Source organism: Burkholderia arboris (genome assembly GCF_038723655.1).
GTDB classification, from domain to species: Bacteria; Pseudomonadota; Gammaproteobacteria; order Burkholderiales; family Burkholderiaceae; genus Burkholderia; species Burkholderia arboris.
The window spans coordinates 2,070,094-2,086,979 of the sequence record NZ_CP109822.1 but is presented as its reverse complement, the minus strand read 5'-3'; the positions used below and the strand labels follow the sequence as shown (position 1 = coordinate 2,086,979).

Genomic DNA, 16,886 nt, shown 5'->3' with positions numbered 1-16,886 from the left:
CCTTCCTCCGGGCCGCTAGCCGCCGCCGAACAGCGTCAGGAACAGCGCGTTGTCGGGCGTGCCCGTATGCGCATGCGTGCGCAGCGGTGATCCGTCGGCGCGGTTGGTCCACCAGAAGCTGGTGCCGCCGTGCGGATCGAAATAGCCGGACAGCCCGGGCCATGCGGCCGCGGCCGGCTGCGCCGGCAACGCTGCCGACGAGCGTTCGTCGATGTCCGCGTAACGGCCGCCGCCCGGTGCGAGCCGCACGCGTTCGAGCGTCCGATCGAGATCGCCCGGCGCGCGCGCATGGCGGATCGCGTCGAGCAGCGCGTGGCCGATCTGCCAGTAGAACGCGCCGGCGGCGTCGGGCAGCCCGTTCCAGTAATCGGCCGCGCACATCGGCAGCGTGACGATCACCGGGTAGTAGCGCCCCACGCGGTCGCAACTCGGCGCGAGGCAGCCCGGCTGCACGCACGACGCGCCGGCGCCCGCCGGGATCAGGAAGTTCCAGACCGGCGCGACCGTGTAGTGGCGCTCGATCTCGTCCGTGCCGTGCTGGCGCATCGCGGCCATCCCCTGCTGGAGCCAGCGTTCCCACCACAGCGCGAGCGCATGCGGCAGCCGGCTGTTCACGAAGTCGCCGGCGCCGGGAATCTTCCCGTACCAGGCCGGCGCGTCGCCGTCGGCGCGCGCGAGCGGCGGCGTCGGGCTCATGGCTTCGGAGGGCATGTAAAGGACTCCATCTGGGGCAGCCGGAACGGATTGCGGACACTGCCCGCATTCACCTGCAGCACGATCGGTTTGCCGTCGACCGTGAAGCGCGCAATCATCTGGTCCGAACCGCGCCCGGCCGACACGGCCGCACGGTCGAACAGCCGGTGCAGCGCCCACGGCCCGTCGGCCGCGAAGCCATCGGACGCGCCGGCCTGGCCCGACACCTGCAGCCGCACCTGGTTGCTGCCGCGCGGGCCCGGCCAGTCCACCGCGCTCTGCACGAGCGGACCGTGCGCGTAGCGGACGATCTGCCCGTCGACGTCGAGCACCATCTCCGTGATCGACGGGTCCATTTCGAGCGGCTGGATCTGCACCTTCAACTGCGCGGTGCGCGCGCCGCCGCCGAAATAGACGTCGCGGATCACCGCGGCCTTTTCGAACGACGCGAGCATCGCGGCGGCCGACGGATCGGCGTCCGCATTGCGGTTCGCGAAGCGCCACGGGTGCGACGTCGTATCGACGATCGACTGCAGGTTCTTCTGGAAGAAATCGTCCATCAGCCCGCCCGGGGCGAACATCTGCGCGAAATCGGCCGGCGCGACGTCGCGCGACGCACCGCGCGCGAACGGATAGCGGCCCGCGATCGCCTGCCGGCAGAAGTCGCCGACGTTCGCGCCGGCGCGCTGCGCGACGCTGCGCTGCTCGACGGTCGCGACGCTGCCGTTCGCGACGTTCGACAGGTCGTCGAGCACTTCCCGGAACGGCGTCGGCAGGCGGCCGGCCTGCGCGCGCAGCCGCGCGGGGGCGTCCGACGGCGGCGGCTGCGCGCCGCTCCTCAGCGCGTCGTCGGTGGCCGTCAGGTACGTGTACAGCGCGTCGATCGACTTCAGCACCGCGTCGAATGCCTGCGCCTGGTCGCCGCTACCCGGGGCGAACGCGCGCAGCCCGGCGAAATGGCTGTCGACCACCTGTTCGGGGCTCGCGGGCGCCGCTGCCGACGGATTCGCGTCGCTGGCCTGCCCCGCGAAGATCTGCGACAGGGAACTGCGCGCTTCGTCGACCTTGTCCTGCGCACGCGACGCGAGATTGCGCGCGCCGCCCGGCGCATCGCCGAGCGCCGTGTCGCGCGCGAGCGCCACCATCAGCCGCGTGAGCGGCGAATCGGCCGACGACAGCGCGCGCGCGACCTGGATGCTCTGCGCGAGCGTCGCCGTGCGCTGCAGTTTGATGTCCGCGAGATAGTCGTCCCAGATCTTCAGGTAATCGTTCAGGTAGAGCTGGCGGATGTCGCGCGCCCAGGCGGCCGCGTCGTTCGGCCCGGGGATCTCGGACAGGCCGAGGTTCAGCACCCACACTTCCTCGCGCCCGTACGCTTCGACCTCGCCGGCCAGACGCGGCGCGAACACGTTGCGATAGCCGTTGCGCGTATAGAAGCCCGGCACGCCTTCCGACAACGACTTGCCGCTCTGGCGACGGAACACCAGCGACGCGTCGGGGCCGACCGCGCGGGCGACGCTGAAGTCGAACGCCGCCGTGGCCGGGCGCAGCGTGCGCGTGAGCTGCCGGTACAGCCGTTGCGAGAACGGCACCTGCCGCAGCCGGTCGCGCACGTCGGCCACGAGCCGCTCGTTCATCGGATACGGCGACACCGCGACGCGGCTGCCGAACAGCGCGGCGAGATGCGCGCGCAGCGCGGCGCGTTCGGCCGGCGAGAAATCGGGCGGCAGCGAGCGTTCCATTTCGAGGTCGACGACGGCCTGCACGAACGCGGGATCGTAGTGCGCGCTGTCGTACAGCATCAGGTACGCCTTCAGCGCCGCATACGCGTATTCGGTTTCGTCGGGCCGTGCGTCGCGCAGCGCGGCCTCCATGCGGCTCGCGGCGATCGGCAGCAGCACGTCGTCGAGCGCGCGCCGGTACACGGCCGCGACGGCCTCGTCGATCTTCTCGCCCTGGAACAGCCCCCAGCGGTACGCGAGCGGCGGATGCTGCAGATCGACGCCGCCCGCATTCGCGAGGCCGCCGAGCGCGTCGAGCACGGGCAGCAGCCGCGCGATGTCGGACGCACCGGAGAATTTCGCGCCGGCGATCTGCGAATCGACGGCCGGCACGCGCGCGGAGATCTGGTCGAGATACGCGCGGTTGTTCGCATAGCTGCGCAGCCACGCGGCCAGCACGGCGACACACACCAGTGCGAGCAGCACGTAGCCGGCGATCTGCAGCACGCGCCGCTTCTGGTGCCAGCGCAGGTCGCTGCCGGCGAGCGCGGCTTCGCGGAAGATGTGCTCCTGCAGCAGCGATTTCAGGAAGAAGCTGCGCCCGGTCGAGCCGACCTGCGCGGCCGGCGGCACGCCCTCGATCTTCAGGAAGCGCTTGATGCCGCTCATCACCCGATCGAATGCGGTGCCCTCCTGCGTGCCGCTCGTCAGGTAGACGCCGCGCAGCATCGGCATCGGCTCGTAGCTCGACACCGAAAACACTTCGGCGACGAACTGGCCGAGCATGTCCTGCAAGTCGGCGATCTGCTGCGGCAGCAGGTAGGTCATCTCGCGCTGGCGCGCGTCGGTCTGCGCGGCGAGCAGCTCGGGCAGACCGTCGTTCAGCCGCTGGTGCAGCAGCCGGTATTCGCGGTCGAATGCCGCGCGCAGGTCGAAGCCAGGCGCCTCGCTCTGCGCGAGCGGGAACGTGAAGCCCCATACCTGCGCACATTCCGCGCGGCCGTACGCTCCGAAATATTCGGCGAAGCCGGCCAGCAGGTCGGCCTTCGTCACGAGCAGGTACACGGGAAAGCGGATGCCGAGCTGCGCGCGCAGTTCGAGCAGCCGCTTGCGCAGCACCATCGCGTGCTGCGTGCGTTCGGCCTCCGATGCGCCGAGCAGGTCGGCGACGCTGATCGTCAGCATCGCGCCGTTCAGCGGCTGGCGCGTGCGGTATTTCTTCAGCAGCTCGACGAAGCCTTTCCACTCGGCCTCGTCGAGCGCGCGGTTGCCTTCGTGCGTCGTGTAGCGGCCGGCCGTGTCGATCAGCACCGCATCGTTCGTGAACCACCAGTCGCAGTGCCGCGTACCGCCCACGCCGCGGATCGCCGCGCGGCCGAATTGCTCGGCAAGCGGAAAGCTGAGCCCGGAATTCACGAGCGCGGTGGTCTTGCCCGAACCGGGCGCGCCGATGAACACGTACCACGGCAACTGGTACAGATACTGGCGCGACACCCGGTCGAACCAGCGCGGCAGGCCGCGGCGCACGGTATCGGCCTGCCCGAAGCGGACTTTCTTCAGCAGCGTCGCGGCTTCGTCGAAGCGGCTGCGCAACTCGTCGAGCTGCGCTTTCGCCGGATCGCCGGCGGTGGCCGGCCCCGGTGCGGCTTCGCGCAGCTGGTTCAGCAACTGTGCGTTGAGGCGGCCGGCGCGCCAACTGCGCCATGCGACGCGTGCGCCCCACGCGATGAACAGCACCGCGATCGTCAGCCCGCGCGCCCAGCTGCTTTCAAGCGGCCGGAATTCGGCGAACGCGAACAGCGGGCCCGCGAGCCACACGAAGCACGCGAGCACGACGAGACCGGCGAAGGTCCAGATTTCCCGCGACGGCAATGGCCGGACGAAACGCGCGACAGCCTGGTTCATGTCAGTTCGCCCCCTGCGTCGCGCCGACGGCGGCGCTGCCGGGCGCCGGCAGCAGCGTGATCTCGACGCGCCGGTTCAGCGCGCGGTTCGCGGGCGAATCGTTCGGCGCGACCGGATCGAGCGTGCCGCGCCCTTCCGCCGCGAGCCGTTCCGGATGGTCGAGCCGCGCCGCGATCATGGTGCGCACGGCTTCCGCGCGTTCGCGCGACAAATCCCAGTTCGACGCGAAGCGCGCCGTATGCACCGGCGTGTCGTCGGTATAGCCGGTCACGCGCACGTTGCCGGGCACCTTGTTCAGCGCATCGGCGACGCGCGCGAGCACCGGTGCGTAACGGTCGATCACCGACGTCGAGCCGGACTTGAACAGCCCGTCGCCGCGCAGCACGATCACGCTGCGATCGGCGTCGTCGCGCACCGACACGAGGCCGGCCGCGATCTCGGGCGCGAGGAACTGCGCGATGCGCGGCGCCGGCGCCGGGCGCGGTGGCGCCTGTGCGGGCTGCAGCTTCGGCACATGGAGTGCGTCGATCGACGCGAACAGCTGGTCCGAATGCCCGGCGAGCGCGATGCGCAGCCCGACGAACACGCCGAAGCCGATCAGCAGCGCGAGCGCCACGCACACCCACAGCGGCACGACGAAGCGGCGCGCGACGTCGCGCGTGACGACGTCGCGCCAGTGCGGCGACAGCGCGGGTTCGAATTCGCCGCGCACCGAGCGGATTGTGAGCGCAAGCTGGCGGCGCAGCGCATCGAGTTCCGCATGGCCGTTGTCGAGCACGCGATAGCGGCCCTCGAAGCCGAGCGCGAGACAGAAATACAGCAGTTCGAGCAGGTCGAGATGCTGGCGCGGCTGCTGCGACAGGCGTTCGAGCAGATGGAAGAACTTTTCGCCGCCCCACGTCTCGTTGTGGAACGACACCAGCAGGCTGTGCGACGACCATACGCTGCCGCCCCACGGCGTCAGCGCGGCCGCCTCGTCGAGCGCCGTGCACAGGCAGTAGCGCGCGCCGATGATCGCCTCGGACGGCACGCCGGCTTCCTGCGCACGCGCCTCGAACTGCCGGATCTCGACGACGAGATGCTCGCGCAGCCACGCGGGATTCGGATGGTGGACGGTCGAGCGGATCTGCGGCACCAGGTTGAGCAGCGGGTTGGCAGCGGCGACGAGCGGGTTCGTGCCGCTCGCGGCCCAGCGGCCGGGGCGCGGTTGCGTGGCCGTCGGCCCGGCCGTACCCGACGCGGCAGCCGGATGCATGCCGCCCGGATTCGGCGGCACGAATCCGCCGGCGCCGGCGGAGATCGGATCGGAAGAAGAGTTCATCGCGTCGCCCCGCCGTCACCCGCGTATCGCCCAGAACTCCATCGAGAGTCCGGGGAATTCGCCGGCAAAATGAAATGCGAGACCGCCGGAGCGCGCCAGCTGCTTCCACAGGTCGCTGCCCTTGTCGATCTCGAAGTACGTATGGCCCGCGTGATACGGGATCTGCCGCGGCGCGACCGGCAACTGCCGCATCGTGATGCCCGGCAGCTGCAACTGCACGAGATCGCGGATCCGCTCGACGGGCCCGAGCTTCGCCTGCGCCGGAAAACGGGTGCGCAGGCTGTCGGCCGGCACGTCGGCGCGCACCGCGAGCACGAAGCCGGCCGTATCGCGCAGCGCAGGATCGGCGAGCGTCGCGACGCGGATCCCGTTGCCCGCATCGCGCAGCTCGATCTGGATCGCGTTTTGCTCCAGCACGGTCGACAGCGACCGGCGCAGTTCCGTCATCAGTTCCGCGAAGCTCGTGCGCAGATCGTCATGCACGTACACGGCAAGCGACTGCGGGCGCCGGCCCGCCGCCGTGAACGTGCTCAGGTCGCACGCGAGCTTCAGCCAGTCGCAGAACAGCGCTTCCGGATGTGTCGACACATGCTGCTGCGCATGCCAGGTCAGCGCGAGATAGCGGTTCACGAGCTGCAGCAGCAGGAAATCCGCGACTTCCGACACGCCGCCGCGCCCGGGCTCCGACAGCCGCGCCGCGAGCGCCTCGCTGCGCTGCGTGAGCAGCCCGTGCAGTTCGCGCGCATAGGCGAGCAGCACCGGATCGCGCTGCGCGACGAGCCGCGGCGGAATATAGCCGTCGTCGGCCAGCAGCCGTGAATCGGTGCGCCGTTCGACGATGCGCGTAACGCCGAGCGCGTGCCAGTCGCCGGTCAATTCGGCGTCGAGCATCAGCCGCACGTTCAGGCGGCCCGTCTGCAGCAGCGCGGGTCCGAGCGCGACCGCGTTCGCGTCGGCCACCTCGTATTCGCGCACGACATAGCGCGCGACGTCCGCGCCGTCGCTTGCGCCGCTTGCGCCGTTAGCGGCGCCTGCGCCGAACGACACCTCTTCGCCGCCGCCGCGCCACAGCGGCAGCGCAAGCACGACGAGCTGGTCCTTCGCGTCGGCCGGCACGTCGAGCGGTGCGGGGAGATCGTCCGGATGCGACAGGTCGAACGGCGTGCCGTCGCGCATCACGCCTGAAGCGGCACGCAGCGCGACCTTGCCGAGCGCCAGTTGCTCGCGATCGAGTTCCAGCGCGTCGAAGCCCCAGTAGAAGCCCTGCAGCGGCAGGCAGCGCAGCGCGACGTAGCGTTCCCAGTGGCGCTCCAGCTGCTGGAAATGCTGCGGACGCAGGAACATTCCCTCGGTCCACACCACGCGCTGGCGGAGCGCCGCGACCGGCGTCGCGGACATCGTCGGTTCGGTCATGGGCGCCCCTGCGGATTGTTCAGCGCGATGCCGCCGTTCCTGACCGCGATCGACAGCTTCAGTTCGCCCGGCGACGTCTGCCAGAACTTGTAGAGGTTGAGCTGCTTCGCGCGCGGCAGCGGCACCGTCAGCCGCCAGCGGTTCTTTTCGAGCATCCGGTACTCGGCGACGACACCGATCGCGCCGGCCTCGACATTGCCGCGATAGTGCAGCGTGCGCGATTCGCCCGGCCGCAGGATCACGCGGTCGGTGCCGAGCAGGTCCGCGCCGAGCACGTTCTCGGGCTTGTCCTGCAGCGAGAAGAAGTCCGCGCTGTCGAAGCCCGACGCCGCGCGAAGCTGGAACACCTTCAGTACGATCGGTGAGGGCTTGCGATTCATGTCGGGGTTGACATCAGGCGCTACGTCGACCGTGATCGCATACGGGACCGCAGCCGCGTGCTCCGTCGCGCCGCACCCCGGAAACAGCAAGACGCATCCCCATACGATGAAACTGCTCGACCGCCATTGCATATTCCACCCTCGCCACCCAATAGCCATCCGCTGGTTTCCGAGTGCGAAACCGGTTGACCGGATTAAAAAAGGGACAATTAATTGACCGGTAATTATGTGGCTGTCAAATCCATCCATTGAAAATGGTGTCGGCAAATTGTTCTTGTCGGAAGCCGGGTCAAATCATTCAGGGTTTTTGAAAGTTGATTTGGCGGGATGACAGGTAATTGAATTGATATTGATCATTTGACGGAAAAAGTTAATCCGACCGGTTCGCCTGGGCGGCCCGGTTCTATTGCGTCGATATCTTTCGGATAGGCTCGGAGGCACGAGCCGGCCGGCCGCCGGACAAGGGTCGCGCGGCCCTGACGATGTGCCAGGCTATTCGTGCTGCCTGAACGGATGTCCCGTTTTCTCCGGCATTGACGAGCACTGGCCAAACAACTGACAAATCCGAAAAACACAGCGAACTATAGGTCGTTTTTCTGGATTAACAAGCACTGAAATTCGTAGTCTATTTTCAGGCTTTAATGGAATCCGATCGGCCACTTGAAACAAAACGTAACAGCAACATCGGCATCGATGATTGGCACTAGAATCCAACAGCGCTTGTGCGCCCCCTTCCAATTACGCGAATTCTTAATTTCAATAATGAAAGGCCGTGCATCGATTGTTGTTTTCCTCGGCGCGTGGTTGCTGGGGGCAGGCGGATGCAGCACGTCCCCGACGCAGTCGGCCGCGCATGCAACGGTCGACAGCGCGCGTGCCGCGTACGCCGCCGGCGACTATGGGCGCACGATCGCGCTCCTGAGCCACGCGAAGGAGATCGACGGCGCCGACACCGATACGCAGGTCGCCGCGCACAAGCTCCTTGCGTTCAGCTATTGCGTGACGAACCGCATTGCGCCGTGCCGCGCCGAGTTCTCGAAGATCCTCGACCTCAACCCGCGCTTCGACTTGTCCCCCGCCGAAAAGGGGCATCCGATCTGGGGGCCCGCATTCGAATTCGCGCGCCGCAGGCACGCGTCGACATCCTGAACGGGACGGATTCCGCGCGCGCCTCACTCACCGAGCGACGTATGACATGCAACTGATCGTGATCGAACATGCCGGCGAGCCGGTCGAAAACGACTCCTATGACGCCGTCGTGTTTCATCCGCCGGGCGGCACCATCGGCCGAGCCAGCGACAACCATCTGGTGCTGCACGACGACACCCGGCAGATTTCGCGCTTGCAGGCCCTGCTGCAGGTCGGCGACGACACGTGCCTGCTGAAGAACCTGAGCAGCGTATCGACGATCGAGGTGAACCGCGAGCCGGTCGGCTATGCGCAGGAGCGTCCGCTCAACACGGGCGACATCATTCGCATCGGGCCTTACGTGTTGCGCGCGGAACGCGATGACGGCGACGACGCGCCGGTCATCGACATGGCGCCCGACACCGGTGTGCAGGCGGACCCGCCGCACACGCGCTCGGCCGCCGCCCCCGCGCAACCGTCGCCTTCGCGCGTCGATACGAAAGGCGCCGGCATCCGGCTCTGGGGGCTGCTCCAGGATCGTCTCGCGCCGCGCACCCGGGCGGATGCCGGCACCCGCCCGGGCGGCCCGGCGCGTGCGGACACGCCGCAACCGGATCGCCGCGTCGCGCAGGCCGCACCGTCCGGGCCGTCACCGCGGGACCTGAACCAGTTGTCGACCGATCCGCTCGACCTGTTCGCGCAGTCGTCGGGCGGTATCGGTGGGCCGGGCGCGGGGGCGCAGGCGGAGCGCGACGCCTCGCACCCGGCCCAGGCCGACCACGCGCCCGAGTGGGCCCAGCACGTGCGCGTGCATCCGGCGGCTGCGCACACCGGCGCACGGCCGGCCGACGAACCGGCGCCGCATGCCGAGCGAGCGAGGCCGACACCGCCGACGCCGGACGAACTGCTGAGTGCCTTCTTCGAAGGCGCGGGGCTCGATACGGCGGCTGAATCGCACCAGTGGTCGGCCGAACAGCTGTACATCGCCGGCCAGTTGCTGGCGCTGTTCGCGAACGGCACGGTCGAACTGCTGTCGTCGCGCAGCATCCTGAAGCGCGAGGTGAAGGCGCACATGACAATGCTGCTCGATCGCGAGAACAATCCGCTGAAACTGTTGCCCGACGGCGGCGCGGTGCTGCGTCAGATGTTCGGGCTGCCGCTGCCGGGCTTCATGTCGCCGCAGAGTGCGGTCAGCGACGCGTTCCAGGATCTGCACGCGCACCAGATCGGCATGGTCGCCGGCATGCGCGCCGCGCTGATGGATCTGCTCACGCGCTTTTCGCCGCAACGGCTGCGCGAGCGCGACGACGCGATGCGCTGGTACGAGAAGCGCGTGCCGTCGCTGTACAAGGCGAGGATGTGGGATCGCTACGCGGCAACCCATCGCGACACGGTGTTCGCGATCGAGGACGATTTCGCGTCGGTGTTCGGCAAGGCGTTCCTGGCCGCATACGACGCCGAAGTGGAAAGTTATCGCGGCAGCGGGCGGCACTGACGAAGCGGAGGCGCGGGAAGACGATTCGCCTTCCCGCCCGTGCCGCGCCCGCAGCCGTCAGGCCAGCGGCGGATGAACGGCCTGCTTCAGGCCGCTCGAGTAGTGCTTGTAGTCCCAGGCCACGCTATCGCCGGGTTGCAGCGTGTAGACCGCGCAGGAGACGTCGGGCATCTGACCGTTGACGAAATACACCCACCAGTAGCCGTTTCCGCCCTGGTTCGCTTCCACGCCGCCCAGGGCCGTCACGAACAGGCTTGCGCCCGATCCCTGCGATTGCGGGTTGAGGGCGGGCGACACGCCGTCGGCGGTCAGGAGATCGAATACGGTCGTCGCGCCGGGCGCAATCGCGATGTTGTCGTTCGCTTGCCAGGGTGGCGCGTGGTATTCGGAACCCCAATCGACGAATTGATTTGCTACCGAATTGCCCATGACGATATCTCCGTAGTGGTGGTTGACCGAACTGCTCCCGCTTTGTGTTTTGCGTTGTGCGTGGAAAGCACTGGGGCCGGGCCCGGGTGTCGGAAAGTCATGGGAACCGCCTGCCGGTCGCCCGGTCACGGGCGCAGCCTCTCGGTTCGCGCTTCGCGCGCGGTTGTCGTTGCTCTGCTACCGGCGTCCCTGCCGTCCGTCCAGTCCGGTAGTTGTATTGATCTGAGGATAGGCGATGGGCCGATGCTCCGCAATGCGGTTCGATGCGGCGCCGGACTCCGTTGCGGGGCCGAAAAAAACCGCCGCCCCGCTGACGCGGGAACGGCGGCATGGGGCGACGGACGGCCGATCGTCAGACCGCCATCACCGTGACCGACTTCGTGACGAGATACGGTTCCAGCGCTTCCGGCCCGCCTTCCGAGCCATAACCCGAGTCCTTCACGCCGCCGAACGGCATTTCCGGCCACGGCGTCGCCGGCTGGTTGATCCACAGCATCCCGACTTCCATCCGCTGCGTGAGCAGATGGACGTTCGCGAACGAACGCGTGAACGCGTAGCCGGCCAGCCCGAACGGCAGACGGTTCGCTTCGGCGATCGCGTCCTCGAGCTTGTCGAAGCCGCGGATCGCGGCGACCGGGCCGAACGGCTCGTTGTTGAACACGTCCGCCTCGAGCGGCACGTCGGCGATCACGGTCGGCGCGAAGAAGTTGCCTGCCGAGCCGATCCGTTCGCCGCCGGTTTCGATGCGTGCACCGACCTTGCGCGCGTTGTCGACGACCGATGCCATCGCGGTGAGGCGGCGCGGGTTCGCGAGCGCGCCGAGCGTCGTGCCTTCCTCGAGGCCGTTGCCGACCTTCAGCCCTTCCGCATGCTTGACCAGCGCGCGCGTGAATTCGTCGCGGATGCTGTTGTGCACGAGGAAGCGCGTCGGCGAAATGCAGACCTGACCCGCGTTGCGGAACTTCGCGCCGCCGGCGGCCTTCACCGCGAGCGCGACGTCCGCATCCTCGGCGACGATCACCGGCGCGTGGCCGCCCAGCTCCATCGTCGCGCGCTTCATGTGCAGGCCGGCCATCGCGGCAAGCTGCTTGCCGACCGGCGTCGAACCCGTGAACGTGACCTTGCGGATCACCGGGTGCGGGATCAGGTACGACGAGATTTCAGCCGGATCGCCGTACACGAGGCCGATCACGCCGGCCGGCACGCCTGCGTCGACGAACGCGCGCAGCAGCGCGGCCGGCGATGCCGGGGTTTCTTCCGGCGCCTTCACGAGAAACGAGCAGCCGGTCGCGAGCGCCGCGCTCAGCTTGCGCACGACCTGGTTGACCGGGAAATTCCACGGCGTGAATGCGGCGACCGGGCCAACCGGCTCCTTCACGACCGTCTGCTGTGCCCCGAGGTTGCGCGGCGGCACGATCCGGCCGTACACGCGGCGGCCTTCGTCCGCGAACCATTCGATGATGTCGGCCGCCGACAGCACTTCGACGCGCGCCTCGGTGAGCGGCTTGCCCTGTTCCTGCGTCATCAGCTGCGCGATCGCGTCGGCGCGTTCGCGCACCAGCGCGGCCGCCTTGCGCATCGTCGCCGCGCGCTCGTGCGCAGGCACCTTGCGCCATGCTTCGAAGCCGCGTTGCGCGGCGGCGAGCGCCCGGTCGAGATCGGCGATGCCCGCGTGGGCCACCTTGCCGATCGGCTGGCCGGTCGCCGGGTTCACGACGTCGATCGTCTTGCCGCTCGCGGCGTCGACCCACTCGCCGTCGATCAGCAGTTGCGTATCCGTATAAGTCACGTTAGCCATCCAGACACCCCTACATTGCGTCGATAAAACGCGCGCTGCCGCGAACGGCCGCGCGCCGGTTGACAGAAAGAGCAAAGCCGCCGGGGCAGGCACGCACCCGGCGGCGCCGACGGCCGGCACGCGGGCCCGCCGTCAGTCCGCCTCGCGCCGCGCTCAGCGCGCGGCCGCCGTTGCCTTGCGGAGTTTCGCGACGTCTGCCGCCTGCACGGCCGGCGCGCCGTTGTTCCAGCCGGCGCGCATGAACGTCAGCACGTCGGCGATCTGCCGGTCGTTCAGCTGGTTCGAGAACGCCGGCATCGGATACGCGGAAGGCACGCCGCCGATCACGAGCGTGTCGCTGCCGTTCAGCGTCACGTTGATCAGCGACGATGCATCGGCCTCGAGGACGTTCGGATTGCCGGCGAGCGGCGCGAGCAGCGGTGCATAGCCGCGCCCGTCCGCACCGTGGCAATGCAGGCAGTAAGCGTTATACACCTTCGCGCCCGGATCGGCAGCGGGCCGGCCCAGCGCGACCTGTGTCGCCTTCGGATCGTAGCTGTACGGCGGTGCGCCCGTCCCGCCCGCGGGCGGCAGCGATTTCAGGTAGCGCGACATTGCGGCCAGATCGTCGTCGGTCAGTGCCTGCGTGCTGTGGTTGATCACGCTCACCATCGAGCCGAACGCGGTCGCATGCCGGTTCGCGCCGGTCTTCAGGAACTGCGCGACGTCGGCGTCGTTCCAGCGGCCGAGCCCGGTGTTGTGCTCGCCGGTCAGGTTCGACGCGAACCAGTTGTCGATCGGCGCGCCCGACAGGAACGCCGCGCCGCTTTCGTCGAGCGCCTTTTCCTGGAAGCCGACGCCGCGCGGCGTGTGGCACGACCCGCAGTGTCCGAGCCCCTGCACGAGATACGCACCACGGTTCCACATCGCGTCCTTGGCCGGTTTGTCGGCGTAAGGCGCCGTGTCGAGGAACACCATGTTCCACAACGCGAGCGGCCAGCGCATGTTGAGCGGCCACGGGATGTCGGACGGCCGGTTCGCCTGCTTCACCGGTTCGACGCCGTGCATGAAGTACGCGTACAGCGCCTTCACGTCGTCGTCCTTCAGCTTCGCGTACGACGGATACGGCATCGCCGGGTACAGGTTGTGACCGTCCTTCGCGACGCCCTTGCGCAGTGCGCCGGCGAAGTCGGCTTCCGTGTAGCCGCCGATGCCGGTTTCCGGGTCGGGCGTGATGTTGGTCGTGTAGATCGCGCCCATCGGCGTGACCATCTTCAGGCCGCCCGCGAACGGCGTACCGTGTGGCGCGGTGTGGCACGCCACGCAGTCGCCGGCTTTCGCGAGGTACGCGCCGCGTGCGACGAGCGCGTTGTCGGCCGGCGCCGTCGGTGCCGCATGCGCGGCCGTGCCGGCGAGCAGCGCAGACAGGGCCAGCAGTGACGCGCGGAGCGTGTTCAGGGTGAGGTTTCGCATGATCGTCGCCTCCCCTCAAGCCGTCTTCAGCTGGTTGCCGACCGGCAGCTTGCGCAGGCGCGTGCCGGTGGCCGCGAAGATCGCGTTCGACAGCGCCGCCGCGGTTGCCGCCGTGCCCGGCTCGCCGATCCCGCCCGGCGCCTCGCCGCTCTTCACGAGATGGACCTCGATCGGCGGCGTCTCGTTGATCCGCATCATCCGGTAGTCGGTGAAGTTGCCCTGTACGACGCGGCCGTCCTCGATCGTGATCTCGCCGTACAGCGCGCCCGTGATCCCGAAGATGATGCCGCCCTGCACCTGCGCTTCGATCGTGTTCGGATTCACGAACATCCCGCAATCGACCGCGCACACGACGCGCTTGACCTGCACCTCGCCGCCGTCCACGGCGACGTCGATGACGATCGAGAAGAAGCTGCCGAATGCGTGCATCACCGAGACGCCGCGCCCTTGCCCCTTCGGCAGCGACGCGCCCCAGCCGGCGGCCTTCGTCGCGACGTCGAGCACGTTGCGGGCGCGCGGCGTCTTGTCGAGCAGTGCGCGGCGGTATTGCACCGGGTCGGTCCTGGTCTGGGTGGCCAGTTCGTCGATGAAGCTCTCGACGACGAACGTGCCGCGCGTCGGCCCGACGCCTCGCCAGAACGCGGTCGGCACGTGGCGCGGTTCCTGCCGCACGTAGTCGACGAGCTGGTTCGGCAGGTCGTAAGGCAGTTCGGCCGCGACCTCGACCGCATCGGGATCGACGCCGTTCTGGAACGCGGGCGGCGCGAAGCGCGCCATGATCGACGAGCCGACGATCCGGTGCTGCCACGCGACCGGCTTGCCGTTCGCGTCGAGGCCGGCCGAGATCTTGTCGTAGTAGCACGGCCGGTACATGTCGTGCTGGACATCCTCCTCGCGCGTCCAGATCACCTTCACCGGCGCATTGACCTGTTTGCCGACCTTCACGGCCTGGCCGACCATGTCCGTTTCGAGCCGCCGGCCGAACCCGCCGCCGAGCAGGTGGTTGTGCACGACGATCTTGTCCGGCGACAGCCCGGTCAGTTGCTGCGCCGTGTCGCGGACCCGGGTCGGCACCTGCGTGCCGACCCAGATGTCGCAGCCGTCGCCACGCACGTGCACCGTGCAGTTCACGGGTTCCATCGTCGCGTGCGCGAGCAACGGCTGTTCGTAGACGGCGTCGACACGCGTCTTCGCGTTCGCGAAGGCCTTGCCGACGTCGCCTTCCTTGCGAGCGACCGCGCCCTTGCCGGTCGCCGCCGCTTGCGCGAGATCCGCGAACAGATCCTTCGTCGATACCTTCGCGCCCGCGCCCTCGTTCCATTTCACGACGAGCGCCGATGCGCCGCGCTTCGCGGCCCACGTGTGATCGCCGACCACCGCGACCGCATTGTCGACGCGGACGACCTGGCGCACGCCCGGAATCTTCTTCGCGGCCGTATCGTCGACGCTCGCGACGGTGCCGCCGAACACCGGGCTGTTCACGATCACCGCGTACAGCATGCCGGGCAGGCGTACGTCGAGCCCGAACTGCGCGGTGCCGTCGACCTTCTCCGGCGAATCGAGGCGCTTCGCGGGCGTGCCGATCAGCTTGAAATCTTCCGGCTTCTTCAGCGCGACGTCCTTCGGCACCGGCAGCTTCGCGGCGGCATCGGCCAACTGGCCGTATGACGCACGGCGGCCGCTCGGCGGATGCTGCACTTCGCCGTTCGCCGCGCGGCAGCTGGCCGGATCGACGTTCCATTGCTTGGCCGCCGCGGCCACCAGCAGCGTGCGCGCCGTGGCGCCCGCACGGCGCATCGGCTCCCACGCATAGCGTATCGACGTCGAGCCGCCGGTGAGCTGGCCGCCGAGCAGCGGATCGAGGAACAGCTTCTCGTTCGGCGGCGCATGATCGAGCGTCACGCTCGACAGCGGCACTTCGAGTTCCTCGGCGATCAGCATCGGCAGCGACGTATAGACACCCTGCCCCATCTCGACCTTCGGCATCACCAGCGTGACCCGGCCGGCGCGGTCGATCTGCACGAACGCGTTCGGGGCGAATACGCCTGGCTGCGCGGGTTCGGCCGCATCGCCGCCGATCACCGAGCGCCGTGCGTCGTCGCCCGCCGCCGGCAGGCTGAAGCCGAGCAGCAAGCCACCGCCGGCCGCCGCGCCGAGCGACATGCCGAGTTTCAGAAACGACCGGCGCGACACGCCTGCGCCGGCCCGACCTGCTTCGATCAGTCCGCGTGACATGTCAGGCCCCCTTCGCGGCTTGCTTCACCGCCGCGCGAATCCGGTTGTACGTGCCGCAGCGGCAGATGTTGCCGGCCATCGCCGCATCGATGTCGGCATCGCTCGGGTTCGGGTTCGACGCGATCAGCGCCGTGGCGGCCATCACCTGCCCCGACTGGCAGTAGCCGCATTGAACGACGTCGAGCTCGCGCCACGCCTGCTGGACCTTGTGGCCGGCCGGCGTTGCGCCGACGGCTTCGATCGTCGTGATCTTGCGGCCCGCGACGGCTGCGACCGGCAGCACGCATGAACGCGCGGCGACACCGTCGAGATGCACGGTGCACGCGCCGCATTGCGCAATCCCGCAGCCGAACTTGGTGCCGGTGAGGCCGACGACGTCGCGCAGCACCCAGAGCAAGGGCATGTCGTCGGGGGCGTCGACCGTGCGGGTTTCGCCGTTGATGTTGAGGGTGACCATTCAGCCTCCGGGCCGGTGTATTGGGGAAGCGGCGCGAGCGATGCGCTGCGCCGTGTCGTCGTCGTCATCGCCGGTGCGTCGTGCGCAACGGGTGCCGTGCAGCCCGGGTGGGGCGAGCCGCGGCGGTGGTGTTGCCACTACGTCCTTACTCTGCCACGTCGATGCCCGACAGCACCTTGATGACGGGCGGCGCCGTGAACCAGTCGGCCGACTTCGTGCGGAATTCGCCGAAATACGGGCTCGCGAGGTGCGCGTCGAATGCAGCCTGGTCGTCGTAGATCTCGTACAGGTGCAGGTTCGGCGAGCCGTCCTGCTCGCGGAACAGGTCGTAGCGCCGGTTGCCCGGCTCGGTGCGCGTCTTGGCGACCATGCTGCGCAGCTCGGCCTCGGCGGCCTGCGCGTGTTCGGGTTTCAGGAACAGGGAAGCAATTACGTGAAGCGCCATCGTGTCACTCCTTT

Annotated in this window: 13 protein-coding genes; 2 read left to right on the top strand and 11 right to left on the bottom strand. The window is 68.7% G+C overall.

Annotated features, from left to right (window positions below; all coding sequences use genetic code 11):
- Positions 1 to 15: 15 nt before the first annotated feature.
- Genes tagF through tssJ form a run of 5 tightly spaced genes read right to left on the bottom strand, consistent with a single transcriptional unit; the run spans position 16 to position 7,565 of the window.
- Entirely contained in the window at positions 16 to 696 is a 681-nt protein-coding gene (gene tagF / locus OHZ10_RS26680; RefSeq protein ID WP_063805273.1) for a type VI secretion system-associated protein TagF, read from the bottom strand.
- The gene (gene tssM, locus OHZ10_RS26675) at positions 693 to 4,319 is read right to left on the bottom strand and encodes a type VI secretion system membrane subunit TssM (RefSeq protein ID WP_342704851.1); all 3,627 of its coding nucleotides are present in this window, start codon (positions 4,317 to 4,319) and stop codon (positions 693 to 695) included. The genes tagF and tssM overlap by 4 nt, the downstream gene beginning before the upstream one ends.
- A 1-nt stretch (position 4,320) precedes the next feature.
- On the bottom strand, positions 4,321 to 5,640 hold the full coding sequence (locus OHZ10_RS26670) for a DotU family type VI secretion system protein (RefSeq protein WP_059240551.1): 1,320 nt from the start codon (positions 5,638 to 5,640) through the stop codon (positions 4,321 to 4,323).
- A 15-nt stretch (positions 5,641 to 5,655) separates the two neighbouring features.
- Positions 5,656 to 7,053 (bottom strand): type VI secretion system baseplate subunit TssK, encoded by a 1,398-nt coding sequence (tssK, locus tag OHZ10_RS26665; protein WP_342704850.1) that lies wholly within the window; start codon positions 7,051 to 7,053, stop codon positions 5,656 to 5,658.
- Positions 7,050 to 7,565 carry a type VI secretion system lipoprotein TssJ gene (gene tssJ / locus OHZ10_RS26660; protein WP_059240553.1) on the bottom strand — a complete coding sequence of 172 codons (516 nt, stop codon included), beginning with the start codon at positions 7,563 to 7,565 and terminating at the stop codon, positions 7,050 to 7,052. Before tssJ ends, tssK begins: the two co-directional genes overlap by 4 nt.
- A 630-nt stretch (positions 7,566 to 8,195) precedes the next feature.
- On the opposite strand from tssJ, the gene OHZ10_RS26655 reads away from it, so the two are divergent.
- Complete coding sequence (locus tag OHZ10_RS26655; protein WP_059240554.1) at positions 8,196 to 8,582, top strand: TssQ family T6SS-associated lipoprotein; 387 nt, start codon at positions 8,196 to 8,198, stop codon at positions 8,580 to 8,582.
- Between the two features lie 46 nt (positions 8,583 to 8,628).
- Positions 8,629 to 10,056: a type VI secretion system-associated FHA domain protein TagH gene (gene tagH, locus OHZ10_RS26650; protein WP_059240555.1), complete on the top strand. Its 1,428-nt coding sequence runs from the start codon at positions 8,629 to 8,631 to the stop codon at positions 10,054 to 10,056.
- A gap of 57 nt (positions 10,057 to 10,113) precedes the next feature.
- Here the strand turns inward: tagH and OHZ10_RS26645 are convergent, their stop codons facing one another.
- From OHZ10_RS26645 to OHZ10_RS26620, 6 genes are all read right to left on the bottom strand, one after another.
- Positions 10,114 to 10,485 (bottom strand): DUF4430 domain-containing protein, encoded by a 372-nt coding sequence (locus OHZ10_RS26645; protein ID WP_059240556.1) that lies wholly within the window; start codon positions 10,483 to 10,485, stop codon positions 10,114 to 10,116.
- 352 nt (positions 10,486 to 10,837) lie between these two features.
- Positions 10,838 to 12,283, bottom strand: a complete 1,446-nt coding sequence (locus tag OHZ10_RS26640) for an NAD-dependent succinate-semialdehyde dehydrogenase (RefSeq protein WP_059240557.1) — start codon at positions 12,281 to 12,283, stop codon at positions 10,838 to 10,840.
- A 153-nt stretch (positions 12,284 to 12,436) separates the two neighbouring features.
- The gene (locus OHZ10_RS26635) at positions 12,437 to 13,735 is read right to left on the bottom strand and encodes a c-type cytochrome (RefSeq protein ID WP_059240558.1); all 1,299 of its coding nucleotides are present in this window, start codon (positions 13,733 to 13,735) and stop codon (positions 12,437 to 12,439) included.
- Between the two features lie 15 nt (positions 13,736 to 13,750).
- Positions 13,751 to 15,970 (bottom strand): xanthine dehydrogenase family protein molybdopterin-binding subunit, encoded by a 2,220-nt coding sequence (locus OHZ10_RS26630; RefSeq protein ID WP_340624963.1) that lies wholly within the window; start codon positions 15,968 to 15,970, stop codon positions 13,751 to 13,753.
- Position 15,971: 1 nt separating this feature from the next.
- Positions 15,972 to 16,427 (bottom strand): (2Fe-2S)-binding protein, encoded by a 456-nt coding sequence (locus OHZ10_RS26625; RefSeq protein WP_048244466.1) that lies wholly within the window; start codon positions 16,425 to 16,427, stop codon positions 15,972 to 15,974.
- Between the two features lie 145 nt (positions 16,428 to 16,572).
- Positions 16,573 to 16,872: a putative quinol monooxygenase gene (locus OHZ10_RS26620; protein ID WP_006482784.1), complete on the bottom strand. Its 300-nt coding sequence runs from the start codon at positions 16,870 to 16,872 to the stop codon at positions 16,573 to 16,575.
- Positions 16,873 to 16,886: the final 14 nt, after the last annotated feature.

Bases quoted from the DNA above. Each gene is read 5' to 3' on its own strand.
- tssJ (WP_059240553.1), bottom strand. From the start codon at position 7,565: ATGCAATGGCGGTCGAGCAGTTTCATCGTATGGGGATGCGTCTTGCTG.
- OHZ10_RS26655 (WP_059240554.1), top strand. From the start codon at position 8,196: ATGAAAGGCCGTGCATCGATTGTTGTTTTCCTCGGCGCGTGGTTGCTG.
- OHZ10_RS26635 (WP_059240558.1), bottom strand. From the start codon at position 13,735: ATGCGAAACCTCACCCTGAACACGCTCCGCGCGTCACTGCTGGCCCTG.
- OHZ10_RS26630 (WP_340624963.1), bottom strand. From the start codon at position 15,970: ATGTCACGCGGACTGATCGAAGCAGGTCGGGCCGGCGCAGGCGTGTCG.
- tagF (WP_063805273.1), bottom strand. From the start codon at position 696: ATGAGCCCGACGCCGCCGCTCGCGCGCGCCGACGGCGACGCGCCGGCC.
- OHZ10_RS26620 (WP_006482784.1), bottom strand. From the start codon at position 16,872: ATGGCGCTTCACGTAATTGCTTCCCTGTTCCTGAAACCCGAACACGCG.
- tagH (WP_059240555.1), top strand. From the start codon at position 8,629: ATGCAACTGATCGTGATCGAACATGCCGGCGAGCCGGTCGAAAACGAC.
- OHZ10_RS26640 (WP_059240557.1), bottom strand. From the start codon at position 12,283: ATGGCTAACGTGACTTATACGGATACGCAACTGCTGATCGACGGCGAG.
- OHZ10_RS26625 (WP_048244466.1), bottom strand. From the start codon at position 16,427: ATGGTCACCCTCAACATCAACGGCGAAACCCGCACGGTCGACGCCCCC.
- OHZ10_RS26645 (WP_059240556.1), bottom strand. From the start codon at position 10,485: ATGGGCAATTCGGTAGCAAATCAATTCGTCGATTGGGGTTCCGAATAC.
- OHZ10_RS26670 (WP_059240551.1), bottom strand. From the start codon at position 5,640: ATGAACTCTTCTTCCGATCCGATCTCCGCCGGCGCCGGCGGATTCGTG.
- tssK (WP_342704850.1), bottom strand. From the start codon at position 7,053: ATGACCGAACCGACGATGTCCGCGACGCCGGTCGCGGCGCTCCGCCAG.
- tssM (WP_342704851.1), bottom strand. From the start codon at position 4,319: ATGAACCAGGCTGTCGCGCGTTTCGTCCGGCCATTGCCGTCGCGGGAA.